This is a genomic window from Streptomyces sp. NPDC002785 (assembly GCF_040295565.1).
In the GTDB taxonomy this organism is placed as follows: Bacteria; Actinomycetota; Actinomycetes; order Streptomycetales; family Streptomycetaceae; genus Streptomyces.
This window is the reverse complement of sequence record NZ_JBEOVN010000032.1, coordinates 15,532-41,051: the sequence shown is the minus strand read 5'-3', so window position 1 is coordinate 41,051 and position 25,520 is coordinate 15,532. Positions and strand designations below refer to the sequence as shown.

Genomic DNA, 25,520 nt, shown 5'->3' with positions numbered 1-25,520 from the left:
AACGCGGTGACGGCATGGGATGGATCGTGGCGGTGATCGCCGTCGCTGCTGCTGTGGCGGCGGCTGTCCGCGCAAAGAACGCGGCACGCTCGGAGCACCTGGCCGTGGCCCGTGCCGAGCTGGCCGAACGGCAGTCGAAGGCCGCCGAGGCCCGTACCGCCGCCCTCACCGACGAGATCCGGCAGCTGGCCCGCAAGCGGATACCCGCCGTAGCGCTCGCCCTCTCCCATCCCACCGCGCAGGTCCCCGGCCTGCGGGGAGCGACCGAGGTCGACGGCGATTCCGCCCGGCTGCTCACCGAGGCCGTACAGGCCGCTCGCACCGCGGTCGTCGAGGAGCGCGGGCGCGTGGACGCGGCCGCCCGGGCGGCGATGCGCGGCACCTCGGCCAAGATCCAGTCCCTGCTCAACCAGTCTCAGCAACTGCTGCACGAGCTCCAGCACGAGTACGACGACCCGCGGATCCTGCAGCTGGACTTCCGTAACGAACTGGCCTTGCGGCGTACCCAGTCCACCGCTGTGCTCTGCGACGCCTGGCCGGGGCTCGCCCGCCAGAACTCGCCGCTCGTCGAGATCGTGCTCGGAGCCCAGTCCCGGGTCGCCGGCTACGAGCGCATCAAGGTCGCCAATCACCTGCGCGACGAACGGCTCGCGCTCGTCGCCCGTGCCGCCGAACCCCTCGCGATCGCACTGGCCGAACTGCTGGCCAATGCCACCGCGTACTCGCACCCCGACACCGACGTACAGGTGACTGTCCAGCAGAGCGGGGGCCGTGGCGCGTTCCTGATGGTCGACGACGCGGGCATCGGCATGGACGAGGATGCGCTCGACCGGGCCCGCGCCCTGCTGGCGGGCCCGTCCGAGGTCCTCCTGACCGAGCTGGGCGACCCACCGCAGACCGGCTTCGCGGTCGTCGGCCGGCTCGTCGTGCAGTACGGCTTCGACTGCCACATCGAGGCATCGCCGTTCGGCGGTATGCGTACGATTCTGCGTGTCCCCGCTCATCTGCTCACCGTGATGAAGGACGACCGCAGCCTCTCCGCCCTCGCCCCGAAGCCGATGCGGGCGCACGCCTCTTCTCCGGTCTCCGCCCCCGCCGAGCCGCAGCCCGCACCGGCACCGCAACCCGCCGACGGGCACCCCGCCGAGCTGCCCAGCCGTCGTCGGCGTTCGCCACGCCCGACCCCGGCCCGCTCCGCATCCGCCGCCGTCACCCGGGAGCAGGAAAAGGTGTCCCGTACACCCGAACAGGCCGAGGCTTCCTGGGCGGCACTCCAGCAGGGCACCCTCAATGGCAGGAGCGTCGCCGGGCGGTCATCCGCACCGGCAGCGGACGACCACCACCCGGACGACCACGACGGCCAGCACGACCAAGGAGACTACGAGAAGTGAGCGCCCCCACTCCCACCACCGGTGACCTCGCATGGGTGCTGATCCCCCTGCTGGAGCTGCCCGGAGTCCAGCACGCCGTGGTCGCGACCGGCGACGGCCTCCTCGAGGGCGCGTCGCCCGGCCTGGACCAGGCGTCCGGCGAGCGGGTCGCCGCCATGACCGCCACGCTGCACGCCGCGGCCCGCGCGTTCACCACGGCCTTCACCGACGTCGAGGCGCCGCGCCTGGCCCAGACGGTTGTCGAGTCCGATCAGGGCTTCGCCATCGTCGTACCGGCCGGGAACAACACCACACTCGCCCTGTTCGCGGAACCCGGAGCCAAACTCGGCGACATCGCCTACCAGATGCAGGTGCAGGTCACTGCCCTGACCCGGGCGATGAACGCACCCGCCCGCCAACCGGACACCGCCGCCCGGCCATGACCTCCGGCCCCGGACGCCGTCTGATCCCCGCCTATCTGGTCACCGGCGGCCGGACCCGGCCCGCCGGTCCGGCGCTCGACCGGCTCGCCGTACTCGTACGCACCGATACGGACCTGCCCCCGGACACCGGCTCGGAACAGCGCAGGTTGTGCGAGCTGCTCGAACCCGGCGCGCTCACCGTCGTCGAATCCGCAGCCCACCTGGATCTGCCGGTCAGCGCCACCGTCTTCCTGGCCACGGACCTCGCGGCCGGCGGACATCTGCACACCCGACCGCCCATCCCCAGCGCCGGGGAGATCGACCGGTCGCTCGTCGAGAGGCTGCTCGTTGGACTCCGCTCCCTCCACTGACCGGACCGGCATCGGCTATCTGCCGCCTGCCGCCCGGACCCTGATGAAGCTCGTCGTCACGGGTCCCTTCGGCGTGGGCAAAACCACCCTGATCCGCACGCTGTCGGAGATCGCCACGCTCCACACCGAAGAGGTGATGACCCAGTCCAGCACCCGGCTCGACGACACCGCAGGACTGCCGGACAAGACCACGACCACTGTCGCCATCGACTTCGGCCGGCTCACTGTCCTCGACGACCTGGTGCTCTACATGTTCGGCACGCCGGGCCAGCAGCGGTTCCTCCCGCTCTGGGAGGACATCGCGCGCGGCGCGCTCGGCGCACTCGTCCTGGTCGACACCCGCAGGCTCGCCGACTCCTTCGCGGTCATGGACATGGTCGAGGAGCAGGAACTGCCGTACGCCGTCGCCGTCAACCGTTTCCCCGACGCCCCCGCACACACCGACGAGGTCCTGCGCAAACATCTCGATCTCGCCCCCGAGACACCGCTGGTGCAGTGCGACGCCCGCGAACGCCGCGGCAGCATCGACGCACTGATCGCGCTCGCCGAGCACGTGCTGACCCGAATGCCCCGGCCCGAGGACCCGTCATGACACCGCCCGTACAGCCGCCGCAGCCCCTCGCGCTGTACGGCCCGGACTTCGCCGCCGACCCGCAGAGCCACTACCGGCGGCTGCGTGAACACGGCCCGCTGGCCCCCGTCCGGCTCGCCCCCGGCATCGACGCCCTGCTGGTCACCGACTACCAGGCCGCCGTCGACCTGCTGCGCGACACCCACACCTTCACCAAGGACTCGCGAGCCTGGCAGGCCACCGTGCCCGAGGATTCGCCGGTCCTGCCCATGCTCGGCTACCGGCCCACCGCGCTCTTCAGCGACGGCGACGTACACGCCCGCTACCGCGACGCCATCAACGACAGCCTCGCCCTGATCGAGCCGCACATCCTGCGGGCCGAGGTCGCCCGGGTCGCCCAGCGGCTCATCGGCGAATTCGCCGCCACCGGAAGCAGCGACCTGATCGCCCAGTACGCCCGACGACTCCCGGTGCACGTCTTCGTCACCTGGTTCGGCGTACCGCCGGGTGACAGCGAACGCATCGTCAACGGCATCGCCGGCATGTTCAACTCCGCCGAGGACGCCGCCACCGCGTACGCCGACCTGGTCGAGGTCGTCACCGATCTGGTCGCCGAACGGCGTGCCCGGCCGCGCCGTGACCTCACCTCGTACCTCCTCGCCCATCCGGCCGGTCTCGACAACGACGAGACTGTGCGTCAGATCACTCTGATCATGAGCGCGGGCCATGATCCGACGACCAATCTGATCGGCAACGCGCTGCTGCACATGCTTACCGACGCGCGCTACGCCGGCTCGCTGCACGGCGGCGCGATGACGGCACACGAGGCGATCGACGAGGTCCTCTGGAAGAACCCGCCGGTGGCCAATCTGGCGGCCCACTACCCGCGTCGCGACACGGAGTTCCACGGCGTCCGACTGCGCGCTGGACAGCTGCTCCTGGTCTCCTACGCCGCGGCCAACAACCAGTCCCCGCCCGGTCTTTCGGAGCCCGGGGTCCGCTCCGGAGCCAGCGCCCATCTGGCCTGGTCGGCCGGTCCGCACCGGTGCCCGGCGAAGCAGCCGGCACTGCTCATCGCAATGACCGCGATCGAGCAGCTCACCAGTCAGCTGTGCGACGCAGAACTGGACGTTCCGGTCAGCGGACTGAAGTGGCGGCCGGGCCCGTTCCACCGTGCTCTGGTGCGGCTTCCGGTACGTTTTACCCCAGTCGACATGACTACGGAAACGGACCGGCAAGAAGCGACCGAGGCTGCGTCGGAGTGGCCGTCAGCAGTGTCGATCAGGCCGTGAACCGTGTCGGTGGTACGCCGAACGGGTGAGGGGCGAGAGAATTGCCCGATGAACAGCGAGCGCAGCGGGCGCAACGCCGACCGAAGCACAGACGGGGTGGTCCGGTGAGCAGGTACGACAGGTACGACGTCACGGACGAGCAGTGGGAGGGGCTTGCCCAGGTCGTACCCCTGCGCGGCCGCAACGAGTGGCCCTCCAGGGTTGATCACCGTACGGTCCCCGACGAGAACGCGGGAGCCGAACAGCGGCGCCTCGTCGTGCTGCGGGTCCAGGTCTTCGCGGACGCGCGGGAGGTGGCGGAGTACCTGGTCGCACAAATCCCGGTACTGCTCGATCTGACCAGCGCGGAGACGGATGTGGCCAAGCGCATCCTGGACTTCACCAGCGGGGTGGTCTTCGGTCTGGGCAGCGGAATGCACCGGGTCGACCGGAATGTCTTCCTGCTGTCACCGGTCGGCATGGAGGTCGAGGGGGTTACGGCGGCGGTCGTACCCGGTTCGTAGGAAGGCCGCCGGGCGGGTGTTGGCCGTGGGCGTGACGGTGGACGTCCTTTCGATTGTGGGAATGCCGTCCGGGGCGGAGTTGCCGCGACGGGCGTAGCCCGATCGTAGGAAGGCCGTTCAGGCGAAACGGTTCGCCGCTCCGCGGTCTGCGTACGGTCCGTCGCATGTGTGCACTTCGCCCGGGGACCACCCCGCCACCGCGCGCCGGTACGTATGTGTCCGGTGATGCTCCTGCCGCTCCTGGTACGTCCGTGCTTGGTGATGTCCCTGCCGCTACTGGTACGTCCGCGGTCGGCGATGGGCTTGCCGCTGCGGGCATGTCGGCCCGCCCGGAAGCCCTGCGGCGTTCCGGCGGCCGGGTCCGCTCCGCCGGACCCGCCGTCACCGAACTGCGGTTGTCCGCCTTCGCCTCGCACCGCGGTGCCAATTTCCGCATCGGCCCGGTCACGCTCTTCGCCGGGCCCGGCGGCAGCGGCAAGTCGAATGCGTTGCGGGCGTACGAGGCGCTGGCGCGGCTGGGCAGCGGAGATCCGCTCGACGAGGCCTTCCCGGACCCGGCGGGGTGCGTACCGGAAGGTGCCGCGGCCGATGCGCAGGGCCGCCGCGGATTCCGGATCGGCTGTACGACGGACGGTCCGGCAGGACCGGTACGGCTCGACGTGGCCGTCCAGGCGGAGCCCACCCTCCGCATCGTCGGGGAAAGGCTCACCGGCGGTGGCGAGACCCTGCTCACCACCGCGTTGCGCGACCCGGGGCGCTCGTCGGTCCAGGCGGCGTGGCACACCGCGGGCGCGGTCCCGGTGACGCGGGCGCCGCTGCCGGACGACCGCCTCGGAACGGCCCTGCTGCCGCTACGGGTGGCGGGCAGGACCGAGGGGCAGTTACAGGTCCTCGCCGCCGCCGAACAGACGGTCGTGGCCCTGCGCTCGGTCTTCGCCTGTGAACCGCAGCCGGCGCGGATGCGTGCGCCGGTACCGGCGGGCGACGGCCGGCTGCGTCGCGGCTGCGGCAATCTCGCGGCGGTGCTGGAACGTACGCACACGCAATGCGTCCAACGCCACGCCCGGCTGGTCGCGGCGGCTCACGCCGGATGCGCGGGGCCGGTGACCGCACTCGGTGTCGAGCGGCTCACGGACGGGTTGCTGCGCGCGACCGTCGGACGCGGCGGGGGACATGCCACGCCGGTCGGCCGGCTCGGCGACGGTGAGTTGAGGTATCTCGCACTCTCCCTGGTACTGCTCAACGGCCCCGGGGTGCTGGCGATGGACGCCGCGGGCGAGGTGCCGTCGGCCATGCAGACCCTCACCGTGCTGGCCGACGGACTCGACCGGGACCTGGACGGAAGGCAGTTGCGCGGACTGCTGGATCTGGCGGTGTCGATCGGGGCGGCCGGGCACCTCAGGCTGGTGGGGACGGTCACGGAGTCGGGTGCGGTGCGGGCCAGGGAGACGGCAGGGGTGACGGTGGTAGACCTGGAGCCGTGACAGAACTTGATGTACGTGCCCTGCAGCAACGGCTCGCCGCGTTCGCGGCTGCACGGGACTGGGAGCAGTACCACACCCCGAAGAACCTGGCGGCGGCACTGAGCGTCGAGGCGTCCGAACTGGTCGAAATCTTCCAGTGGTTGACGCCGGAGCAGTCGGCGCGGGTGATGGAGACACCCGAGACGGCCCAGCGGGTGGCGGACGAGGTCGCGGATGTTCTCGCGTATCTGCTGCAGTTCTGCCAAGTGTTGGGGATCGATGCGCTGGCGGCGCTGTCGGAGAAGATCGACCGGAATGAGGCCCGATTCCCGGTGCCGGAACGCCCGGACACCCTTGAGCCCCGGGATCGTCACTCTTCGGAGTGATCAACTTATTCACAGTCGACTTCGTGTCCAGAGATTTCCGAATTCCTCTAGCTTTTCGGTACTGACACCCTCACTGTGGGTAATGGATGAGTTGAGCGGCCTTTCGTACCGACGGGGGTAACGCATGGAGGCGGAGCGGCTTGTAGGAGTCAGTCGGCGTGCTCTGGCGCAGAGCCACGGCACGCCGGACATCATTGCCGAGGCATGGCAGGCCCAGGCGCTCGCTCAGGCGATCGGCAGCCGGCTGGCGGCGGACGGGCCCAAGGAGCTACGGGGCGAGGCGCGCGGGCTCAGCGAGATCGGCGGAAGGAGCGGCGGGGCGCTGGACCACCCGGCTGCGCGGGCCTCAGTGGCGCGGGCCGCCCAGCTCTCCGAGCTCGCCGAACCGAGGGCGACACTGACGGGGCTCGGAACACTGCTCGGGGAGGTGGGGATGGCCCTGGTCGGGGTGGCCTGCGAGACCGATGAGCAGGGGCTCTACTGGCAGTGCATGGAGGCGATCGACGCGGCCGACGAGTCCATGGACCGGGTGCACGGAATGCTCAGGCGCCTCGACGAGCAGGACCGGGAGCGGCAGCAGGATCTGGAGCGCGGCCGGGAGTGGGACGGCCACTACGGTGTGATCCGCGGACCGGCGGGCTCGACGGCGGGCCAGCCGTGAGCGCGCAGGATTTCGGGAGTGACGAGGGACGGGACGGCCGTGACTGTGAAGGGCTTCGGCAGTGGCGGCGCGTGGGAGGGAGGAGGGGAATGGCCGGCGTCCGGAGGTGCAGGATGGATGCATGGATCTTCGAATCTTCACCGAACCCCAGCAAGGGGCCAGCTACGACACCCTGCTCACCGTCGCCAAGGCGGCCGAGGCCCTCGGCTTCGACGCCTTCTACCGTTCTGACCACTACCTCCGCATGGGCCCGGGGGACGGGCTGCCCGGCCCGACCGACGCCTGGATCACCCTGGCCGGGTTGGCGCGCGAGACCAAGCGGATCCGGCTCGGCACGCTGATGACCGCGGGGACTTTCCGGCTCCCCGGCGTGCTCGCCATCCAGGTTGCGCAGGTCGACCAGATGTCCGGCGGACGCATTGAGCTCGGTCTCGGCGCAGGGTGGTTCGAGCAGGAGCACAAGGCGTACGGCATTCCGTTCCCCAAGGAGAAGTTCGGCAGGCTGGAGGAGCAGCTGGAAATCGTTACCGGGCTGTGGGCGACCGAGATCGGCAAGACGTTCCGCTTCGACGGCACGTACTACCAGCTGACCGATTCGCCCGCGCTGCCCAAACCGGCGCAGGCCAAGGTGCCGATCCTGATCGGCGGTCATGGTGCGACGCGTACACCGCGGCTGGCCGCCCAATACGCGGACGAGTTCAACATTCCCTTCGCGTCGCTGGAGGACAGCGAGAAGCAGTTCGGCCGGGTCAGGGCGGCGGCGAAGGCGGCCGGCCGCGGACCGGACGACCTGGTGTACTCCAACGCCCTGGTGGTGTGCGTCGGCAAGAACGACGCCGAGGTGGCGCGGCGCGCAGCCGTCATCGGCCGTGAGGTGGCGGAGCTGAAGGCGAACGGGCTCGCGGGCTCGCCCGCCGAGGTGGTCGACAAGATCGGTAGGTACGGCGCGATCGGGTCGTCCCGGATCTACCTCCAGGTCCTGGATCTGGACGACCTGGAGCACCTGGAGCTGATCTCCACCCAGGTCCAGTCCCAGCTCACCTGAGCCGGGAACGGTCCCGGCTCACCCGAGTCAGGGACAGGTCGCCGCTCACCCGAGCCAGGCCCGGGCCCGGCTCACGAGGGAGGCACCCGTGCAACCCGTCCGGTCAGTCAACGGTCCGCCCGCCCGTGCGCTCCATCGTGCCCTCGTGGAGGGGACGGTCCTGCTCGACGGCGGTCTCTCCAACCAACTGGAGGCGCAGGGCTGCGATCTGTCCGACGCTCTGTGGTCGGCCCGGCTGCTTGCCGACGGGCCGGGGCAGATCGAGGCCGCGCACACGGCCTATGTGCGGGCGGGTGCGCACATGCTCATCACGGCCAGTTACCAGGCGACCTTCGAGGGATTCGAGCGGCGGGGGATCGGACGGGCCCGGGCGGCGGAGCTGTTCGCCCGCAGTGTCCGGCTGGCGCGGCGGGCCGCGGGTGCGGTGGAGCGGGAGATCTGGGTCGCCGCCTCGGTCGGGCCGTACGGGGCGATGCTGGCGGACGGCAGCGAGTACCGGGGCCGCTACGGGCTCTCCGTCCGGGAGCTGGAGCGGTTTCACCGGCCGAGGGTGGAGGCGCTGGCCGCCGCAGGGCCCGATGCGCTGGCGCTGGAGACAGTGCCGGACGTCGACGAGGCCGAGGCGTTGTTGCGGGCGGTCGAGGCGTGCGGGCTGCCCGTCTGGCTCTCGTACAGCGTGGCGGGGGACCGGACCAGGGCGGGGCAGTCGCTGGAGACGGCCTTCGCCCTCGCCTCGGGGCACGACCGTGTGCTGGCCGTCGGGGTGAACTGCTGTGATCCGGCGGATGCGGACCGGGCGGTGCGGGTGGCGGCGGAGGTGGCCGGGAAACCGGTCGTCGTCTATCCGAACAGCGGTGAGCGGTGGGATGCCGACGGCCGGGGGTGGGTCGGCGCCCCCACCTTCGATCCGGGGAGAGTGCGGGCCTGGCAGGACGCCGGCGCCCGGCTGGTGGGCGGCTGCTGCCGAGTCGGCCCGGAGACCATCGCGGAGCTGGCCGGGCTGCTCGGCGCAGCGACGGCAGGCGAAGGGAAAGAAGGGTCAACAGTGCCGTAGACACATGAAAATACCTGGTGGGGGGCGAGTGAAGCGGACCATACTCGGACGTGTGTTCCTGACAATCAGCACGACCGGCAATCCGGAACGTCCCGCGACCGATCTCGGCTTTCTGCTGCATAAACATCCCGAGAAGGCGCAGACGTTCTCCACCTCCCATGGCACCGCGCATGTCTTCTATCCCGAGGCGTCCGCCGAGCGCTGCACAGCGGCGCTCCTGCTGGAGGTGGATCCCGTGGCGCTGGTGCGGCGCGGCAAGGGCAAGGGCCGGGGCGGCGCCCCCGACGCGGCGCTCGCGCAGTACGTGAACGACCGTCCGTACGCGGCGTCCTCGCTGCTCTCCGTCGCGATGAGCACGGTCTTCAAGACCGCGCTGAACGGTGTGTGCCGCGCACTGCCCGAACGTGTACAGGCGCCGCTTCCGCTGCGGATCGAGGTGCCCGCACTGCCGGCGCGTGGCGGCGCGGAACTGGTGCACAAGCTCTTCGGGCCACTCGGCTGGACGAGTGTGGACGCCGTGGCCGTACCTCTGGACGAGCAGTTCCCGGAATGGGGGGACTCGCGGTACGTACGGCTGGTGCTGGAAGGCGAGTTGCGGCTGGCGGACGCGTTGCGGCAGCTGTACGTCCTGCTGCCGGTGCTCGACGACGCCAAGCACTACTGGGTCGCACCGGACGAGGTGGACAAGCTGTTGCGGGCCGGTGACGGCTGGCTGGCCGGCCATCCCGAGCAGAAGCTGATCACCAGCCGCTATCTGTCCCGGCGCTGGGGGCTGACCCGGCAGGCGATGCAGCGGCTCGAACTGGTGCGGCTCGCCGAGTCGGACGACCTCGACGTCGAGAGCATCGACAACGCGGTGGACGAGACGACCGACACCGAGGAGAAGCCGGTGCCGCTCGCCGAACAGCGGCGCACCGCGATCCTGGACGCGCTGCGCACCGCCGGGGCGAGCCGGGTCCTCGATCTGGGCTGCGGCCAGGGCCAGTTGGTGCAGGTACTGCTCAAGGACGTGGGCTTCACGGAGATCGTCGGGGTCGATGTCTCCATGCGCGCCCTCACCATCGCCTCGCGACGGCTGAAGCTGGACCGGATGGGGGAGCGGCAGGCCGGACGGGTCACGCTTCAGCAGGGTTCGCTCACCTACACCGACAAGCGGCTCAAGGGCTATGACGCGGCCGTGCTCAGCGAGGTCATCGAGCACCTCGACCTGCCGAGGCTGCCCGCGCTGGAGTACGCCGTGTTCGGTTCGGCCCGACCACGGACCGTGCTGGTGACGACGCCGAACGTCGAGTACAACGTCCGCTGGGAGACCCTTCCGGCCGGGCATGTGCGTCATGGCGACCATCGGTTCGAGTGGACCAGGGCCGAGTTCCGCGACTGGGCCCAGGAGGTGGCCCAGCGGCATGGATACGGGGTTGATTTCGTCCCCGTGGGGCTCGACGACCCCGAGGTGGGGCCGCCGACACAGATGGCCGTGTTCACGATGACCGCAGCCGATGAGACCAAGAACGAGACCGGGAAGGAGGCGAAAGTCGCATGACCAGTACTTCGCGCACGTTGCCGGTGACCGACCTCTCCCTCGTGGTCCTCATCGGAGCCAGCGGTTCCGGCAAGTCCACCTTCGCCCGTAAGCACTTCAAGCCCACGGAGATCGTCTCCTCGGACTTCTGCCGCGGTCTGGTCGCCGATGACGAGAACGACCAGAGCGCCAGCCGTGACGCCTTCGACGTTCTCCACTACATCGTGGGCAAGCGGCTCGCCGCCGGGCGGCTGACCGTCGTGGACGCCACCAGCGTCCAGTCCGAGAGCCGCAAGCAGCTGGTCCAACTGGCCCGGAGCCACGACGTGCTGCCCATCGCGATCGTCCTCGACCTGCCCGAAGAGGTCTGCATCGCGCGCAACGCGGGCCGCCCCGACCGCGCCGACATGCCGCGCCACGTCATCCAGCGCCACCGTCGCGAACTGCGCCGCTCGCTGCGCGGCCTGGAGCGCGAGGGCTTCCGCAAGGTGCACATCCTGCACACCGAGGAGGAGGCGGAGCACGCCGAAGTGGTGCTGGAGCGCCGCTACAACGACCTGCGCCACCTCACCGGACCCTTCGACATCATCGGTGACATCCACGGCTGCAGTTCCGAGCTGGAGGCTCTGCTCGGCAAGCTCGGCTACGTCGACGGCGCACACCCCGAAGGCCGTACGGCGGTCTTCGTCGGCGACCTCGTGGACCGCGGCCCCGACAGCCCCGGGGTACTGCGCCGCGTCATGTCCATGGTGTCGTCGGGTAACGCCCTGTGCGTGCCGGGCAACCACGAGAACAAGCTCGGCCGCTACCTCAAGGGCCGCAACGTCCAGCACACCCATGGACTCGCCGAGACCATCGAGCAGTTGGACCGGGAGGACGAGAAGGACCCCGCCTTCCGGGAGCAGGTGCGGGAGTTCATCGACGGGCTCGTCAGCCACTACGTGCTCGACGAGGGCAAGCTCGTCGTCTGCCACGCCGGGCTGCCCGAGAAGTACCACGGGCGCACCTCCGGACGGGTCCGCTCGCACGCGCTGTACGGGGACACCACCGGCGAGACCGACGAGTTCGGCCTGCCCGTGCGTTACCCGTGGGCGGAGGAGTACCGCGGCCGTGCCGCCGTGGTCTACGGCCACACCCCGGTGCCCAACACCTCCTGGGTCAACAACACCATCTGCCTGGACACCGGTGCTGTTTTCGGGGGGAAGATGACCGCGCTGCGCTGGCCGGAGCGTGAGCTCGTCGACGTACCGGCCGAGAAGGTCTGGTACGAGCCGGCCAAGCCGCTGACCACCGAGGCGCCCGGGGGCCGGGAGGGCCGGCCGCTGGACCTCTCCGATGTGCATGGCCGCCGGATCGTGGAGACCCGGCACATGGGCCGCATCGCGGTCCGCGAGGAGAACGCCGCGGCGGCACTCGAAGTCATGAGCCGGTTCGCTGTCGACCCGCGGCTGCTCGGCTACCTCCCGCCGACCATGGCGCCCACCGCCACGTCGCACGAGGACGGCTACCTGGAGCACCCGGCCGAGGCCTTCGCCCAGTACCGGGCGGACGGTGTCACCAAGGTCGTGTGCGAGGAGAAGCACATGGGCTCCCGTGCGGTGGCGCTGGTCTGCCGGGACGCGAACACCGCCCGTGACCGGTTCGGCGCAGGGGGCACCTCCCACGCTTGCGGCGGTGGGGAAGGTCCGACCGGGGTGCTCTACACCCGCACCGGAAGGCCGTTCCTCGACGATGTCGCACTTACCGAGGTGATCCTCGGCAGGCTGCGCACCGCCGTCACCGCCGCCGGACTCTGGGAGGAGTGGGACACCGACTGGGTGCTGCTCGACGCCGAGCTGATGCCGTGGTCACTCAAGGCGGCCGGGCTGCTGCGCTCGCAGTACGCCGCGGTCGGTGCCGCATCCGGGGCCGTCCTCCCGCAGGCCAACGCGGCCCTCGCGGCAGCGGTGGCCCGTGGGGTGGACGTGGGCGCTCTCGCGGACCGCCAGCAGGGACGGGCCGAGGACGCGGCCGCGTTCACCGAGGCGTACCGCCGCTACTGCTGGAGCACCGAGGGCCCGGACGGGGTGCGGCTCGCGCCGTTCCAGATCCTCGCCGTGCAGGGCCGCTCGCTGGCCTCCGTACCGCACGACGAGCAGCTGGCATGGCTCGACCGGCTGGTCGAGCACGATCCGACCGGACTGCTCCAGGTCACCCGCCGGCTCGTCGTCGACACCGAAGACGAGGCGTCGGTGCGCTCCGGCATCGACTGGTGGCTGGAGATGACCGGACGCGGCGGCGAAGGCATGGTCGTCAAGCCGCTCGCCGCGCTCGTGCGGGACGGCAAGGGCAGGCTGGTCCAGCCGGGCATCAAGGTCCGCGGCCGGGAGTACCTCCGGATCATCTACGGCCCCGAGTACACCCGCCCGCAGAATCTGGAGCGGCTGCGCGGCCGGTTCCTCGGCCACAAGCGGTCGTTGGCGCTCCGGGAGTACGCGCTGGGGCTCGAAGCGCTGGACCGGCTGGCCGACGGGGAGCCGCTGTGGCGGGTCCACGAGGCGGTGTTCGCGGTCCTGGCCCTGGAGTCGGAGCCGGTCGACCCGCGGCTTTAGACCGTGGTGCCAGCGGGTTTTCCGATGAGATCAACGGAAAACCCGCTGGCGATTCGCCGGGTGAACAGCGCTTCGCACGGTGAGGATGGAGGCATGGGATTCCATGTCGACTCCGAGGCCGGGCGGCTGCGCCGCGTCATCCTGCACCGCCCCGATCTTGAACTGAAGCGGCTCACCCCCAGTAACAAGGACGCGCTCCTGTTCGACGACGTGCTCTGGGTGCGCCGGGCCCGCCAGGAGCACGACGGCTTCGCGGACGTGCTGCGCGACCGCGGAGTGGAGGTGCACCTCTTCGGCGATCTGCTCCGTGAGTCGCTGGAGATCCCGGTGGCCAGGCGGCTCGTCCTGGACCGGGTCTTCGAGGAGAAGGAGTACGGCCCGCTCGCCACCGAGCATCTGCGGGCCGCCTTCGAGGAGTTGCCCAGCGCCGAGCTGGCCGAGGCGCTGGTCGGCGGGATGACCAAGCGGGAGTTCCTGCAGCGGCACAGCGAGCCGACCTCCGTCCGCTTCCATGTCATGGACCTGGACGACTTTCTGCTCGGCCCGCTGCCGAACCATCTCTTCACCAGGGACACCTCGGCCTGGATATACGACGGGGTGTCGATCAACGCGATGCGCTGGCCGGCCCGGCAGCGCGAGACCGTCCACTTCGAGGCGATCTACCGCCACCACCCGCTCTTCACCGGCCCCGACGCAGGCGTCTTCCACCACTGGTCGCAGGGGCAGCACGACTACCCCTCCACCATCGAGGGCGGCGACGTACTGGTCATCGGCCACGGGGCCGTACTCATCGGGATGAGCGAGCGCACTACCCCGCAGGCGGTGGAGATGCTCGCGCGCGGACTGTTCGATGCCGGCTCGGCGCACACGATCGTGGCGCTCGACATGCCCAAGCGCCGGGCGTTCATGCACCTCGACACGGTCATGACGATGATCGACGGCGACACCTTCACCAAGTACGCGGGCCTGGGCATGCTCCGCTCGTACACCATCGAGCCCGGTGACGGGCCGAGGGATCTGAAGGTCACCGACCATCCGCCCGAGCACATGCACGACGCGATCGCGCACGCCCTGGGCCTGGACTCTGTCCGGGTTCTCACGGCCACCCAGGATGTGCACGCCGCCGAGCGCGAGCAGTGGGACGACGGCTGCAATGTGCTGGCCGTCGAGCCGGGCGTTGTCGTCGCGTACGAGCGCAACGCCACCACCAACACCTATCTGCGAAAGGAGGGCATCGAGGTCATAGAGATCCGCGGCAGCGAACTCGGCCGGGGCAGGGGCGGTCCCCGCTGCATGAGCTGCCCCGTGATGCGTGATCCGGTGTAGCGGAGCACGAGCTGGTGCAGCGTGGCGCGACCCGGCGCAAGGAAAGAGTCTCCGCACGGAGAGTCTCCGCGCGAAGGGTCTTGGGGGCTTCGTATAGCAATGCAGGGTGTCGTATAGACTTCCAGGAACGCTGTACGTGCGATCCTCACCCCGACCCAGGAGCAGCCCCATGGCCATAGATCTCGCAGGCCGCCACTTCCTCAAGGAGCTGGACTTCACGGCAGAGGAGTTCCGTGGCCTGATCGACCTCGCGGCCGAGCTCAAGGCCGCCAAGAAGTCGGGGACCGAAGTGCAGCGGCTGCGCGGCAAGAACATCGCGCTGATCTTCGAAAAGACTTCGACCCGCACCCGCTGCGCCTTCGAGGTGGCCGCCGCCGATCAGGGTGCGTCCACGACGTATCTCGACCCCTCCGGCTCGCAGCTGGGGCACAAGGAGTCGGTGAAGGACACGGCCCGCGTCCTCGGCCGGATGTTCGACGGCATCGAGTACCGCGGTGACAGCCAGGCGGCAGTCGAGGAACTGGCTGCGTACGGCGGCGTTCCGGTATTCAACGGACTCACCGACGACTGGCACCCGACCCAGATGCTCGCCGATGTCCTCACCATGGCCGAACACAGCGAGAAGCCGCTGGAGCGGATCGCCTTCGCCTACCTCGGCGACGCCCGCTTCAATATGGGCAACTCCTACCTGGTCACCGGCGCCCTGCTGGGCATGGACGTGCGGATCGTCGCGCCGAAGTCGTACTGGCCGGCCGAGGAGATCGTCACCGAAGCCCGCAGGCTGGCCGGGGTCAGTGGTGCGACTGTCACTCTCACGGAGGACATCGCCGAGGGCGTCAAGGGTACGGACTTCGTCGCCACCGATGTCTGGGTCTCCATGGGTGAGCCCAAGGAGGTCTGGGGCGAGCGCATCCAGGCCCTCGCGCCGTACGCCGTGACCATGGACGTCCTGCGCGCCACCGGCAACGCCGGCGTGAAGTTCCTGCACTGTCTCCCGGCCTTCCACGACCTCGGCACCAAGGTCGGGCGCGAGATCGAGGCCGCCCACGGGCTGACGGAGCTGGAGGTCACCGACGAGGTCTTCGAGTCCCCGCACTCGATCGTCTTCGACGAGGCCGAGAACCGCTTGCACACCATCAAGGCCGTTCTGGTGGCAACCCTGGCAGCGACAAGCTGATCACTGCATGATCATGCGCCCGATTGGGTGAACATGCACGAAGGCGACTAATATGTTGTCTCTTGGTGGGGTTCGAGCTCGCACGCTCGAACCCCATTTTCGCGTGTGTCACCAGAGCCCGGAGCCCCCCACGGGCCCCGGGTGCACATCCCCCCACGTGCTCCACCAGAGAAGAGATCATCCCGTGAGTCCGCTGCGCCCGCCGAGCTCCCTGCGCCCCTGTGGGCCACGCATCAAGAACCCTCACCAGCTGATCGCCGAGTCCGGCGCCGACCTGGAGGGGCACGGCCTCAAGCGCACCATGGGACTCTTCCAGCTGGTGTGCTTCGGTGTCGGCGCCGTCGTCGGCACCGGCATCTTCGTCGGCCTCTCCGACAGCGTCGCCGAAGCCGGCCCCGCGGTTGTGCTGTCCTTCGTGCTCGCCGCGATCACCTGCATCTTCACCGCGTTCTCGTTCGCCGAGCTGGGCAGCGCGATCCCGGTGTCCGGCAGCTCGTACTCCTTCGCCTATGCGACCCTCGGCGAACGCATCGCGTTCCTCGTCGGCTGGTGTCTGCTGCTGGAGTACGGAGTCTCGGTCTCCGCGGTCGCCGTCGGCTGGAGCCAGTACGTCAATGAGCTGCTGAACAGCCTGTTCGGCTGGCAGCTGCCCGCGGCCCTCTCGGCGGGGCCCGGCGACGGCGGAGTGATCAATCTGCCCGCGGTCCTGGTGGTCATGATGGCCGCCACCCTGCTGGTGCGCGGCGTCCGGGAAAGCGCGGGGGCCACCACCGCGATGGCGGTCCTCAAGATCGCCATTCTGATCATGTTCTGCGTCATTGCCTTCACGGCCTTCGAGCACGGGAATCTCACGCCGTTCGTCGCCCACGGGGCGGGCGGGGTCACCGCCGGCGCGTCGCTGGCGTTCTTCTCGTACATCGGCTTCGACGCCATCACCACCGCGGGCGAAGAGGTCAGGGATCCGCGGCGGAACATCCCGATCGCGATCATGGTCTGCATCGGCCTGGTCACCCTGCTCTACTGCGCCGTCGCGCTCGCGGCCATCGGCGCCCTCGGCCCGGAGGCCGTCGCCGACAAGCCGGCCGCCCTCTCGATCGTCGTCGACCAGGTCACAGGCTCGACCGTCGGCGGTGGAATCATCGCCTTCGGAGCGGTTGTCGCGATCGCATCCGTCGTGCTCGCGGTGATGTACGGGCAGACCCGCATCCTGATGTCGATGTCCCGCGACGGTCTGATCCCGCGGGTCTTCGAGCGGGTCTCGCCGCGGACGGCGACGCCGGTCGCCAACACCTGGATCGTGGCTGTCGTCTTCGCGGTCCCGGCGGCCTTCTCCTCGCTCGACGTGGTGGTGAATCTGACGACCATCGGCACGCTGGCCACCATGGTCGCGGTGAACATCGCGGTGATCGTGCTGCGCCGCCGCAACCCCGAAGTGACGGGCTCGTTCCGGGTGCCGCTCTATCCGCTGAGCCCGCTCCTGGGCGTCGCCTTCTGCCTCTATCTGATGTACGGGACGGGCTGGGCGACCTGGGTGCAGTTCGCCGTCTTCCTGATCGCAGGCGCGGCGGTGTATGCCTTCTACGGCCGCAGCCGCTCCCGGCTGGCCGCCGTCGACGCCGGTCGATGAGGGGGCGGTCGGCCGGCGCCGAGGTGTCCGGTCAGCTGTGAGGCGTACGGGAGGGCAGGGTGAACCACACCGCTTTGCCGTGTTTCGTCGTGCGGTGACCGCAGGACGAGCTGAGCGTACGGATCAGCAGCAGACCCCGGCCGTGTTCCTGCCAGGGGTCCGGCTCGCTGCCGGGCTCCGGATGGGAGAGATCGCCCGGGGGGACCGGATCGCGGTCGTGCACCTCCACCTGGCAGCCGCTCGGCAGGAGCTCCACCACCAGCTCGATGGGCTCATCGCTGCGGGTGTGCTCCACGGCGTTGGCGACCAGTTCGGCGGTGAGGAGCTCGGCGGTGTCGGAATCGGCCGGCGCCTCGATGTCCGCCAGTGCCGTACGGATCAGGGCGCGGGCCACCGGTACGGCCGCCGTCGAATGCGGCAGGGCAATCCGCCAGGAGGCGGGGAGGGGGACATCGGAGGGCACAGCATGGTTCCGTTCCGGAGTTCGTGAACATTCTGGAGGTCAAATACTTCCGAATTTCAACCTTATAAAGTGAAACAGTGCGAACAAGGGTCTGTCGACCGATATGAAGGGGACGTTCGGCACCACGTTCTCACGCTCCACTTATTGCGTGTTCGTGACGAGAGTCACGTACGGGTGATAAGTTCGGTTGCAGGTAGCAGCCCGACGGCTGAAGGGGAGCCCCCTCCATGAGCCCGTTTCCCAGCTCCGCCCCCCGTACTGATGACTGGCGCCATCTGCGGCTGACGACGGATGACGGCGTTGCCACCGTCACCCTCGCCCGGCCCGAGAAACTCAACGCGCTCACCTTCGGCGCCTACGCCGACCTGCGCGACCTGCTTGCCGAACTGTCCCGCGAACGCACCGTGCGGGCTCTGGTGCTCGCGGGGGAGGGCCGCGGTTTCTGCTCCGGCGGAGATGTCGACGACATCATCGGCGCGACACTCGCCATGGACACCGCCCAGCTCCTCGATTTCAACCGCATGACCGGGCAGGTGGTGCGGGCCCTACGTGAAACCCCCTTCCCCGTCATCGCCGCCGTACACGGCGTGGCCGCAGGTGCCGGCGCGGTTCTTGCGCTGGCCGCCGACTTCCGGATCGCCGACCCGTCCGCCCGCTTCGCCTTCCTGTTCACCAGGGTGGGCCTCTCCGGCGGCGACATGGGCGCCGCCTATCTGCTGCCGCGCGTCGTCGGTCTCGGCCATGCCACCCGGCTGCTGATGCTCGGCGAACCGGTCCGCGCACCGGAGGCGGAACGGATCGGACTGATCAGCGAGCTGACCGAAGAAGGTCAGGCCGATGCGCGCGCGGCAGCGCTCGCCCGCCGCCTCGCCGACGGACCGGCCCTCGCCCTCGCCCAGACCAAGGCGCTGCTCACCGCCGAACTCGACATGCCGCTCGCCGCCGCGGTCGAGATGGACGCCGCGACCCAGGCCCTGCTGATGCACGGCGACGACTACGCCGAATTCCACGCCGCCTTCACCGAGAAGCGGCCACCGAAATGGCAAGGCCGGTAGCGCGATGTCGCCCGACACGAGCATGACCGGAATTGGGGCGTCCGCCGTGACGGCGACCGGTGCGATCCGGACCGCCGCGACGGCACCCGGTACACAGCGGACCGGCGTGAAGCGGATCGCGGTCATCGGTGGCGGACCTGGCGGGCTCTATGCCGCGGCCCTGCTCAAGCGTCTCGATCCGGAACGCGACATCACCGTCTGGGAGCGAAACGCCCCCGACGACACCTTCGGCTTCGGCGTCGTCCTCTCCGACGAGACCCTCGGCGGCATCGAGCACGCCGACCCCGTCGTCCACCGGGCACTCCAGGACGAATTCGTACGGTGGGACGACATCGACATCGTCCACCGCGGCGTGACCCAGACCTCCGGCGGCCACGGCTTCGCGGCGCTGGGCCGGCGCAGGCTCCTGGAGATCCTGCACGAACGCTGCGACTCCCTCGGCGTACGGCTCCGCTTCCGCACCGAGGCCCCGCCGGCCGCCGAGCTCGCTGCCGCGTACGACCTGGTGATCGCCGCCGACGGTGTGCACAGCCTCACCCGCGCCGCTCACGCCGACACCTTCGGCCCCCGCCTCACCTCCCACCGCTGCCGCTACATCTGGCTCGCCGCCGACTTCGCCCTCGACGCCTTCCGCTTCGAGATCGCCGAGACGGAGTACGGGGTGATGCAGCTCCACGGCTACCCCTTCTCGGCCGACTCCTCCACCGTCATCGTCGAGATGCGCGAGGAGGTGTGGCGGGCCGCGGGATTCGACACCTGCGACGTCGAGCAGTCGACGGTACGCTGCGCCAAGATCTTCGTCGAGGCGCTCGGCGGCCGGCCGCTGCGCTCCAACAACTCCGCCTGGCTCACCTTCCGTACCGTCGTCAACGCCCGCTGGTCGCACGGCAACACGGTCCTCATCGGCGACGCCGCCCACACCGCGCACTTCTCCATCGGCTCCGGCACCAAACTCGCCGTCGAGGACGCCCTCGCGCTCGCCGCCTGCATCGAGGAACAGCCCGATCTGCCCGGTGCGCTGTCCGCGTACGAGGCCGAGCGCCGACCGGTCGTCGAGTCGACCCAGCGGGCCGCCGCGGCCAGCCTGCGCTGGTTCGAGGAGCTCGGCACGTACGTCGACCAGCCGCCCCGCCAGTTCGCCTTCAACCTTCTCACCCGCAGCCGCCGCGTCACCCACGACAATCTGCGGCTGCGCGACGCCTCCTTCACCGCCGCCGTCGAGGAGGAGTTCGGCTGTGTCCCTGGCACCCCGCCGATGTTCACCCCGTTGCGGCTGCGCGGTCTCGAACTCCGCAACCGCGTCGTCGTCTCACCCATGGACATGTACTCGGCCGCCGACGGCGTCCCCGGCGACTTCCACCTCGTCCACCTGGGCGCACGCGCACTCGGCGGTGCAGGGCTCGTCATGACGGAGATGGTGTGCGTCAGCGCCGAGGGCCGCATCACCCCCGGCTGCACCGGCCTCTACACCCCCGAACAGGCCGCTGCCTGGACCCGGATCACCGACTTCGTCCATGCGAGCGCACCCGGTACGGCCATCGGCGTCCAGCTCGGCCACTCCGGGCGCAAGGGTTCCACCAAACTGATGTGGGAAGGCATCGACCAGCCCCTCGACCACGGCAACTGGCCGCTGACCGCCGCCTCCCCGATCCCGTACGCGGACGGCGTCAACCAGGTCCCGCACGCCTTGGACCGGGCCGGGCTCGACGCCGTACGCGAACAGTTCGTATCGGCGGCCCGGCGCGCCGACCTCTGCGGCTTCGACCTGCTCGAACTCCACTGTGCCCACGGCTACCTGCTGTCCGGTTTCCTCTCGCCGCTCACCAACCACCGCACCGACCGTTACGGCGGATCACTGCCGGGCCGGCTCCGCTTCCCTCTCGAAGTCTTCGACGCGATCCGCGCCGACTGGCCCGACGACCGGCCCATGACCGTCCGTATCTCTGCCACGGACTGGGCCGAAGGCGGCACGACGGCCGAGGACGCCGTCGAGATCGCCCGCGCCTTCGTCGCCCACGGGGCCGACGCCATCGACGTGTCGACCGGTCAGGTCATCCCCGACGAACGCCCCGAGTACGGCCGCTCGTACCAGACCCCGTACGCCGACCGGATCCGTAACACGCTGTGCGTGCCCGTCATCGCGGTCGGTGCGATCTCCTCCTGGGACGACGTCAATTCACTGCTGCTCGCGGGCCGGGCCGACCTCTGCGCCCTGGCGCGCCCACATCTCTACGACCCGCACTGGACGCTGCACGCGGCCGCCGACCAGGGCTACGGCGGACCGGGCGCGCCCTGGCCGCTTCCGTACCGCGCGGGCAGCCGCACCCCGCCGACGGGCCGCACGGACGCACCGAAGCCGCGGCTCGCTCTGGGGTGACGGGCAGGCGTTCGCCGCGCCCAGCCACACGGGCCCGGGCGGGCCCGCGGGGTCCGGCGGCCCGCTCATCGCTCCCGCTCCGCGCTGATCAGCAGCCGGTCCGAGACCGCCCGATAACCGATGCGCTGATACACGCCGTTGCTGGTCGGGTTCGCGAGGTCGGTGAAGAGCAGTACCTCCTCCGCGCCCGCCTCCCGTGCCGCCCGGCTGACCTCCGCCGTCACCGCGGCCGCGTACCCCCGGCCGCGGTGCTCGGAAGGTGTGTAGACCGTCGCGACCCGCACGGTGCCCGCGATCCGCGGTGAGACGCCCGCCATCGACACCGGGGAGCCGTCCGCCTCCCAGAGCGTCAGTCCGCCGGACGCCGTCCGCTCGTCCACCAGCCGTTCGGCATGGGTGCCGGGCTGGCCGACCTGGTCGGCGAACGCGAGGTGCCAGCGCACCAGCAGTTCCCGGTCGGCGGCGGTGGCGGCCCTGGGTCTCCCCGACGGTGCCGGAGAGGGCGGGACCAGCGTCTCAAGCCGGTAGAGCCGCTGCTCCTGGTCGACCCGGTGACCGGGCCAAGTGGCGGCCAGCGCCTCGGCGGTGGCCCGGTCCGCGTTGATCCCGGTCAGCGGGAGCGCGGCGGCCAGCGGAACGACTGCCTCCGGGGCGACGGTTCCCAGCAGCGGGGGATACGGCGGGGTGTGCACGAGTGTCCCCGCGACCTCGCCGTCCGCCCCGCGCCACCAGCCCAGCAGCGGGGCACCGTCGCCATAGGCGTGCGGGCCGCTGCGCCGCAGGGTGGCGGTGACGGTCAGTACCAGGGTGTTCTCGGCCGGGCGGGCGGCCAGCGAGGCGCCGGCCGCGTCGAGAAAGACGTCGACGTCATCGGTGAAGGTCCAGGTCATGTCTCATCCTGCCGGGTGCGCGCGGAGCGAAGCACCCATATTTTCCGGGTCAGTCCTCCCGCAGCCGGAACCGCTGCAGTTTTCCGGTGGCGGTGCGGGGGAGTGCGGGCAGGAACTCGATGACGCGCGGGCACTTGTGCGGAGCCAGTTCGCTCTTCATGTACGTGCGCAGCTCCTCGGCCGACAGTTCCGCGCCGTCGCGCAGCACCACGTACGCCACCACGATCCGGCCGCGCAGCTCGTCGGCCCGGCCCACCACCGCGGCCTCGGCCACCGCGGGATGGTGCAGCAGGGCGTCCTCGACCTCGGGGCCGGCGATGTTGTAGCCGGAGGAAATGATCATGTCGTCGGCACGGGCGACGTAACGGAAATAGCCGTCCGCGTCACGCACGTAGGTGTCGCCGGTGAGATTCCAGCCGTGCGCCACATAGTCCCGCTGGCGTTCGTCGGCGAGATAGCGGCAGCCGACCGGTCCGCGTACGGCGAGGAGTCCGGGCTCCCCGTCCGGGACCTGCCTGCCCGTGCGGTCCAGCACCCGGGCCTGCCAGCCGGGCACGGGAACTCCGGTGGTGCCGGGGCGGATCGCGTCGTCGGCGGCGGAGATGAAGATGTGCAGCAGTTCGGTGGCGCCGATGCCGTTGATGATGCGCAGGCCCGTCCGCTCGTACCAGGACCGCCACGTGGCGACCGGAAGGTTCTCGCCGGCCGAGACACAGCGCCGCAGCGCGGTCAGATCGTGCTTGTCGATGTGGTCGAGCATCACGCGGTAGGCGGTCGGCGCGGTGAACAGCACCGAGACTTGGTGGGCGGCGAGCGCGGGCAGCAGCTGCGCCGGGCCGGACTGTTCGAGCAGCAGTGCACTGGCACCAACCCGCAGCGGGAAGACCACCAGACCCCCGAGCCCGAAGGTGAAGCCGAGGGGCGGACTGCCCGCGAACACATCGTCGGACGTCGGACGCAGGACATGGCGCGAGAAGGTGTCGGCGATGGCGAGTAAATCCCGGTGGAAGTGCATACAGCCTTTGGGGCGTCCGGTGGTGCCCGAGGTGAACGCGATCAGTGCGACATCGTCCGCCGCCGTTTCCACGGGGCGGTACGGTCCCGTACCGGCCTCGGCCAGGTGCAGCAGATCATCCGGGGCGTCACCTCCGTACGCCGTGATCCGCAACCCCGGCACCTGCGCCTTCGCCAGGTCGTCGACCACCCGGATGTCGCACAGCGCGTGGCTCACCCGGGCGATCGAGCAGATGGTGGCGAGCTCGGCGGACCGCTGCTGGGCCAGTACCGTGACGGCGATCGCGCCCGCCTTCAGTACCGCGAGCCAGCACGCGGCCAGATGGGGAGTGGTGGGGCCGCGCAGCAGGACGCGGTTGCCGGGGACGACACCCAGACCGGAGGTGAGAACGTGAGCGATCCGGTCCACCTGGTCCCGCAGCTCCCCGTAGCTCCACACTCCGCCGTCGGGGGTACGGAAGGCGGGGCGGCCGGGGCCGAAGCGGTCGATCGTACGGTCCAGCAGTTCGGCCGCGCAGTTGAGGCGGGCCGGATAGTGCAGTTCGGGAAGGTCGAAGAGCAGTTCCGGCCACTGGTCCTGGGGTGGCAGGTGCTCCCTGGCGAAGGTGTCGAGGTGCGCTGAGGTCTTCGGGTCCATCACGGATCGCCCCCTTGTCGCCTCTGGAGCGTATCGTTTGGGTGACGGTAGTCAACGGTCCGCGATAAGACGAGAAAACGAGACGCGCCCGCGCGGGCGCCTCGGACACCGACAAGAGAGGCGCCGGTATGACGGCATTCTCGCTCGATCCGGCACAAACCGCCTGGTGTGAAGAGCTAAGAGCCCTTGCCGAGCAGCAACTGCGTCCCCTCGCCGAAAAAGGCGACCCGGGCCACGTCAACCGCCCCCTGATCGCCGCACTCGGTGAGTCCGGCCTCCTGGACCGGCTGCTGAACTCCGGCGCCTTCGACCTCTGCCTGCTCCGCGAGTCCCTGGCCCGCGGCTGCACCGAGGCCGAGACCGCACTGGCCCTCCAGGGCCTCGGCACCCATCCAGTGGTCCGGGCGGGAACCCCGGCCCATCGCGAACGCTGGCTCCCCGAGGTGCGCGCGGGCCGCGCTGTCGCCGCCTTCGCACTCAGCGAACCGGGCGCGGGCTCCGACGCGGCGGCCCTCGCCCTGAACGCCGAACACGCCCCCGACGGTTGGCGGCTGACCGGCGAGAAGTGCTGGATCTCCAACGCGCCCGAAGCCGACTTCTACACCGTCTTCGCCCGTACGACCCAGGGCGCCGGATCCCGTGGCGTCACCGCGTTCCTGGTCCCCGCCGACCGCCCCGGACTGACCGGCACCGCCCTCGACATGCTCTCGCCGCACCCCATCGGCGCCCTGGTCTTCGACGGCGTCCCGGTCACCCCCGACGATGTGCTCGGCGAACCGGACCGCGGCTTTTCGGTCGCCATGAACACCCTCAACCTGTTCCGCCCCAGCGTCGGCGCGTTCGCCGTCGGCATGGCCCGCGCCGCCCTCGACACCACGGTGGCGCACACCGCCCGACGCACCGCGTTCGGCGGCCCGCTGAAGGACCTTCAGGCCGTCTCCCACCAGGTCGCCGAGATGGCCACCCGCACCGAGGCCGCCCGGCTCCTGGTGTACGCGGCCGCCGCCGCGTACGACGCGGGCGAGCCCGGCGTACCGCGCCGCGCTGCCATGGCGAAGCTGTACGCCACCGAGACCGCGCAGTACGTCGTCGACACCGCCGTCCAACTGCACGGCGCTCGCGCCCTGCGCCGCGGCCACCTCCTCGAACACCTCTACCGGGAGGTCCGCGCCCCAAGGATCTACGAGGGCGCCAGCGAGGTCCAGCGCACGATCATTGCCAAGGAGCTGTACGCGAACCGGGAGGCATCCGCATGAGTCCGGTCCACCGGATCAACCCCGCCGAACTCTCGACGCCCGCGGGCTTCTCGCACGCCGTCACGGCCACCGGCGGCCGACTGATCTTCCTGGCCGGGCAGACCGCCCTCGACCAGGACGGCAAGGTCGTCGGGGCCGTCCTGCCCGAGCAGTTCGCGACGGCGCTCACCAATCTGCTCACCGCCCTGCGCGCGGCGGGCGGCTCCCCGGCGGACCTGGCCAGGGTCACCGTGTACGCCACCGACGTGGCCGACTACCGGTCCCATGCCGGGGAACTTGGCCGGATCTGGCGGCAGTTGGCGGGCCGCGATTATCCGGCGATGGCGGTCATCGGTGTGGCGAGGCTCTGGGACGAGCAGGCGCTGGTCGAGATCGACGGGGTGGCGGTACTGCCGTGAAGGCGCCGGACGGGCCGGGCATCCCGAGCCCGTCCAGCAACGCGCAGGGGAA

Annotated in this window: 23 protein-coding genes; 20 read left to right on the top strand and 3 right to left on the bottom strand. The window is 70.2% G+C overall.

Translation table 11 applies throughout. From position 1 onward, the window contains the following. Nucleotides 1–14: 14 nt before the first annotated feature. The 16 genes from ABTZ94_RS11310 to ABTZ94_RS11235 all read left to right on the top strand — a co-directional run bounded on the left by ABTZ94_RS11310 (nucleotide 15) and on the right by ABTZ94_RS11235 (nucleotide 17,378). Nucleotides 15–1,391, top strand: coding sequence for an ATP-binding protein (locus ABTZ94_RS11310; protein ID WP_351199824.1), 1,377 nt, complete (start codon nucleotides 15–17; stop codon nucleotides 1,389–1,391). Then, nucleotides 1,388–1,813, top strand: a complete 426-nt coding sequence (locus ABTZ94_RS11305; RefSeq protein ID WP_351199822.1) for a roadblock/LC7 domain-containing protein — start codon at nucleotides 1,388–1,390, stop codon at nucleotides 1,811–1,813. Before ABTZ94_RS11310 ends, ABTZ94_RS11305 begins: the two co-directional genes overlap by 4 nt. Continuing rightward, nucleotides 1,810–2,163, top strand: a complete 354-nt coding sequence (locus ABTZ94_RS11300; RefSeq protein ID WP_351199820.1) for a DUF742 domain-containing protein — start codon at nucleotides 1,810–1,812, stop codon at nucleotides 2,161–2,163. The genes ABTZ94_RS11305 and ABTZ94_RS11300 overlap by 4 nt, the downstream gene beginning before the upstream one ends. Next, nucleotides 2,141–2,755, top strand: coding sequence for a GTP-binding protein (locus tag ABTZ94_RS11295; RefSeq protein WP_351199818.1), 615 nt, complete (start codon nucleotides 2,141–2,143; stop codon nucleotides 2,753–2,755). Before ABTZ94_RS11300 ends, ABTZ94_RS11295 begins: the two co-directional genes overlap by 23 nt. Then, nucleotides 2,752–4,026, top strand: coding sequence for a cytochrome P450 (locus ABTZ94_RS11290; RefSeq protein WP_351199816.1), 1,275 nt, complete (start codon nucleotides 2,752–2,754; stop codon nucleotides 4,024–4,026). The genes ABTZ94_RS11295 and ABTZ94_RS11290 overlap by 4 nt, the downstream gene beginning before the upstream one ends. Before the next feature lie 104 nt (nucleotides 4,027–4,130). Next, the gene (locus ABTZ94_RS11285) at nucleotides 4,131–4,529 is read left to right on the top strand and encodes a cell division protein SepF (RefSeq protein WP_351199814.1); all 399 of its coding nucleotides are present in this window, start codon (nucleotides 4,131–4,133) and stop codon (nucleotides 4,527–4,529) included. 317 nt (nucleotides 4,530–4,846) lie between these two features. Continuing rightward, nucleotides 4,847–6,013, top strand: coding sequence for an AAA family ATPase (locus ABTZ94_RS11280; protein ID WP_351199812.1), 1,167 nt, complete (start codon nucleotides 4,847–4,849; stop codon nucleotides 6,011–6,013). Continuing rightward, on the top strand, nucleotides 6,010–6,378 hold the full coding sequence (locus ABTZ94_RS11275) for a nucleotide pyrophosphohydrolase (protein ID WP_351199810.1): 369 nt from the start codon (nucleotides 6,010–6,012) through the stop codon (nucleotides 6,376–6,378). Before ABTZ94_RS11280 ends, ABTZ94_RS11275 begins: the two co-directional genes overlap by 4 nt. A gap of 124 nt (nucleotides 6,379–6,502) precedes the next feature. Then, nucleotides 6,503–7,039: a DUF6099 family protein gene (locus ABTZ94_RS11270; protein WP_351199808.1), complete on the top strand. Its 537-nt coding sequence runs from the start codon at nucleotides 6,503–6,505 to the stop codon at nucleotides 7,037–7,039. Nucleotides 7,040–7,160: 121 nt separating this feature from the next. After that, the gene (locus ABTZ94_RS11265; protein WP_351199806.1) at nucleotides 7,161–8,084 is read left to right on the top strand and encodes an LLM class F420-dependent oxidoreductase; all 924 of its coding nucleotides are present in this window, start codon (nucleotides 7,161–7,163) and stop codon (nucleotides 8,082–8,084) included. A gap of 145 nt (nucleotides 8,085–8,229) precedes the next feature. Continuing rightward, a complete protein-coding gene (mmuM, locus tag ABTZ94_RS11260; RefSeq protein WP_351199804.1) occupies nucleotides 8,230–9,138 on the top strand; it encodes a homocysteine S-methyltransferase in 909 nt (302 codons plus the stop codon). A gap of 52 nt (nucleotides 9,139–9,190) precedes the next feature. Further along, nucleotides 9,191–10,678 carry a 3' terminal RNA ribose 2'-O-methyltransferase Hen1 gene (locus ABTZ94_RS11255; protein WP_351199802.1) on the top strand — a complete coding sequence of 496 codons (1,488 nt, stop codon included), beginning with the start codon at nucleotides 9,191–9,193 and terminating at the stop codon, nucleotides 10,676–10,678. Continuing rightward, nucleotides 10,675–13,248 carry a polynucleotide kinase-phosphatase gene (locus tag ABTZ94_RS11250; protein WP_351199800.1) on the top strand — a complete coding sequence of 858 codons (2,574 nt, stop codon included), beginning with the start codon at nucleotides 10,675–10,677 and terminating at the stop codon, nucleotides 13,246–13,248. The genes ABTZ94_RS11255 and ABTZ94_RS11250 overlap by 4 nt, the downstream gene beginning before the upstream one ends. Before the next feature lie 93 nt (nucleotides 13,249–13,341). Continuing rightward, a complete protein-coding gene (locus ABTZ94_RS11245; protein WP_351199798.1) occupies nucleotides 13,342–14,574 on the top strand; it encodes an arginine deiminase in 1,233 nt (410 codons plus the stop codon). Between the two features lie 169 nt (nucleotides 14,575–14,743). After that, the gene (argF, locus tag ABTZ94_RS11240; protein WP_351199796.1) at nucleotides 14,744–15,751 is read left to right on the top strand and encodes an ornithine carbamoyltransferase; all 1,008 of its coding nucleotides are present in this window, start codon (nucleotides 14,744–14,746) and stop codon (nucleotides 15,749–15,751) included. A 184-nt stretch (nucleotides 15,752–15,935) separates the two neighbouring features. Beyond that, nucleotides 15,936–17,378, top strand: coding sequence for an amino acid permease (locus tag ABTZ94_RS11235; RefSeq protein WP_351199794.1), 1,443 nt, complete (start codon nucleotides 15,936–15,938; stop codon nucleotides 17,376–17,378). 31 nt (nucleotides 17,379–17,409) lie between these two features. Here the strand turns inward: ABTZ94_RS11235 and ABTZ94_RS11230 are convergent, their stop codons facing one another. Further along, the gene (locus ABTZ94_RS11230; protein WP_351199792.1) at nucleotides 17,410–17,841 is read right to left on the bottom strand and encodes an ATP-binding protein; all 432 of its coding nucleotides are present in this window, start codon (nucleotides 17,839–17,841) and stop codon (nucleotides 17,410–17,412) included. Between the two features lie 227 nt (nucleotides 17,842–18,068). Here ABTZ94_RS11230 and ABTZ94_RS11225 point away from each other — a divergent pair, with 227 nt between their 5' ends. After that, nucleotides 18,069–18,896 carry an enoyl-CoA hydratase family protein gene (locus ABTZ94_RS11225; RefSeq protein WP_351199790.1) on the top strand — a complete coding sequence of 276 codons (828 nt, stop codon included), beginning with the start codon at nucleotides 18,069–18,071 and terminating at the stop codon, nucleotides 18,894–18,896. A 22-nt stretch (nucleotides 18,897–18,918) separates the two neighbouring features. Then, nucleotides 18,919–21,273: a bifunctional salicylyl-CoA 5-hydroxylase/oxidoreductase gene (locus ABTZ94_RS11220; RefSeq protein WP_351199789.1), complete on the top strand. Its 2,355-nt coding sequence runs from the start codon at nucleotides 18,919–18,921 to the stop codon at nucleotides 21,271–21,273. A gap of 65 nt (nucleotides 21,274–21,338) precedes the next feature. Here the strand turns inward: ABTZ94_RS11220 and ABTZ94_RS11215 are convergent, their stop codons facing one another. Further along, nucleotides 21,339–22,163, bottom strand: coding sequence for a GNAT family N-acetyltransferase (locus ABTZ94_RS11215; protein WP_351199787.1), 825 nt, complete (start codon nucleotides 22,161–22,163; stop codon nucleotides 21,339–21,341). Nucleotides 22,164–22,212: 49 nt separating this feature from the next. After that, a complete protein-coding gene (locus ABTZ94_RS11210; protein WP_351199838.1) occupies nucleotides 22,213–23,814 on the bottom strand; it encodes an AMP-binding protein in 1,602 nt (533 codons plus the stop codon). A gap of 128 nt (nucleotides 23,815–23,942) precedes the next feature. Between ABTZ94_RS11210 and ABTZ94_RS11205 the strand changes: the two genes are divergently transcribed. Both ABTZ94_RS11205 and ABTZ94_RS11200 read left to right on the top strand, forming a co-directional pair. Continuing rightward, nucleotides 23,943–25,070 (top strand): acyl-CoA dehydrogenase family protein, encoded by a 1,128-nt coding sequence (locus ABTZ94_RS11205; RefSeq protein WP_351199785.1) that lies wholly within the window; start codon nucleotides 23,943–23,945, stop codon nucleotides 25,068–25,070. Beyond that, nucleotides 25,067–25,468: a RidA family protein gene (locus ABTZ94_RS11200; RefSeq protein ID WP_351199783.1), complete on the top strand. Its 402-nt coding sequence runs from the start codon at nucleotides 25,067–25,069 to the stop codon at nucleotides 25,466–25,468. Before ABTZ94_RS11205 ends, ABTZ94_RS11200 begins: the two co-directional genes overlap by 4 nt. Nucleotides 25,469–25,520 lie beyond the last annotated feature (52 nt).

Excerpts from the sequence above, each read along its gene's own strand:
- ABTZ94_RS11310 (WP_351199824.1), top strand. The coding sequence starts at position 15 with ATGGGATGGATCGTGGCGGTGATCGCCGTCGCTGCTGCTGTGGCGGCG.
- ABTZ94_RS11300 (WP_351199820.1), top strand. The coding sequence starts at position 1,810 with ATGACCTCCGGCCCCGGACGCCGTCTGATCCCCGCCTATCTGGTCACC.
- ABTZ94_RS11290 (WP_351199816.1), top strand. The coding sequence starts at position 2,752 with ATGACACCGCCCGTACAGCCGCCGCAGCCCCTCGCGCTGTACGGCCCG.
- ABTZ94_RS11280 (WP_351199812.1), top strand. The coding sequence starts at position 4,847 with ATGTCGGCCCGCCCGGAAGCCCTGCGGCGTTCCGGCGGCCGGGTCCGC.
- ABTZ94_RS11270 (WP_351199808.1), top strand. The coding sequence starts at position 6,503 with ATGGAGGCGGAGCGGCTTGTAGGAGTCAGTCGGCGTGCTCTGGCGCAG.
- ABTZ94_RS11265 (WP_351199806.1), top strand. The coding sequence starts at position 7,161 with ATGGATCTTCGAATCTTCACCGAACCCCAGCAAGGGGCCAGCTACGAC.
- ABTZ94_RS11250 (WP_351199800.1), top strand. The coding sequence starts at position 10,675 with ATGACCAGTACTTCGCGCACGTTGCCGGTGACCGACCTCTCCCTCGTG.
- ABTZ94_RS11245 (WP_351199798.1), top strand. The coding sequence starts at position 13,342 with ATGGGATTCCATGTCGACTCCGAGGCCGGGCGGCTGCGCCGCGTCATC.
- argF (WP_351199796.1), top strand. The coding sequence starts at position 14,744 with ATGGCCATAGATCTCGCAGGCCGCCACTTCCTCAAGGAGCTGGACTTC.
- ABTZ94_RS11225 (WP_351199790.1), top strand. The coding sequence starts at position 18,069 with ATGAGCCCGTTTCCCAGCTCCGCCCCCCGTACTGATGACTGGCGCCAT.
- ABTZ94_RS11220 (WP_351199789.1), top strand. The coding sequence starts at position 18,919 with ATGACCGGAATTGGGGCGTCCGCCGTGACGGCGACCGGTGCGATCCGG.
- ABTZ94_RS11215 (WP_351199787.1), bottom strand. The coding sequence starts at position 22,163 with ATGACCTGGACCTTCACCGATGACGTCGACGTCTTTCTCGACGCGGCC.
- ABTZ94_RS11210 (WP_351199838.1), bottom strand. The coding sequence starts at position 23,814 with ATGGACCCGAAGACCTCAGCGCACCTCGACACCTTCGCCAGGGAGCAC.
- ABTZ94_RS11205 (WP_351199785.1), top strand. The coding sequence starts at position 23,943 with ATGACGGCATTCTCGCTCGATCCGGCACAAACCGCCTGGTGTGAAGAG.
- ABTZ94_RS11200 (WP_351199783.1), top strand. The coding sequence starts at position 25,067 with ATGAGTCCGGTCCACCGGATCAACCCCGCCGAACTCTCGACGCCCGCG.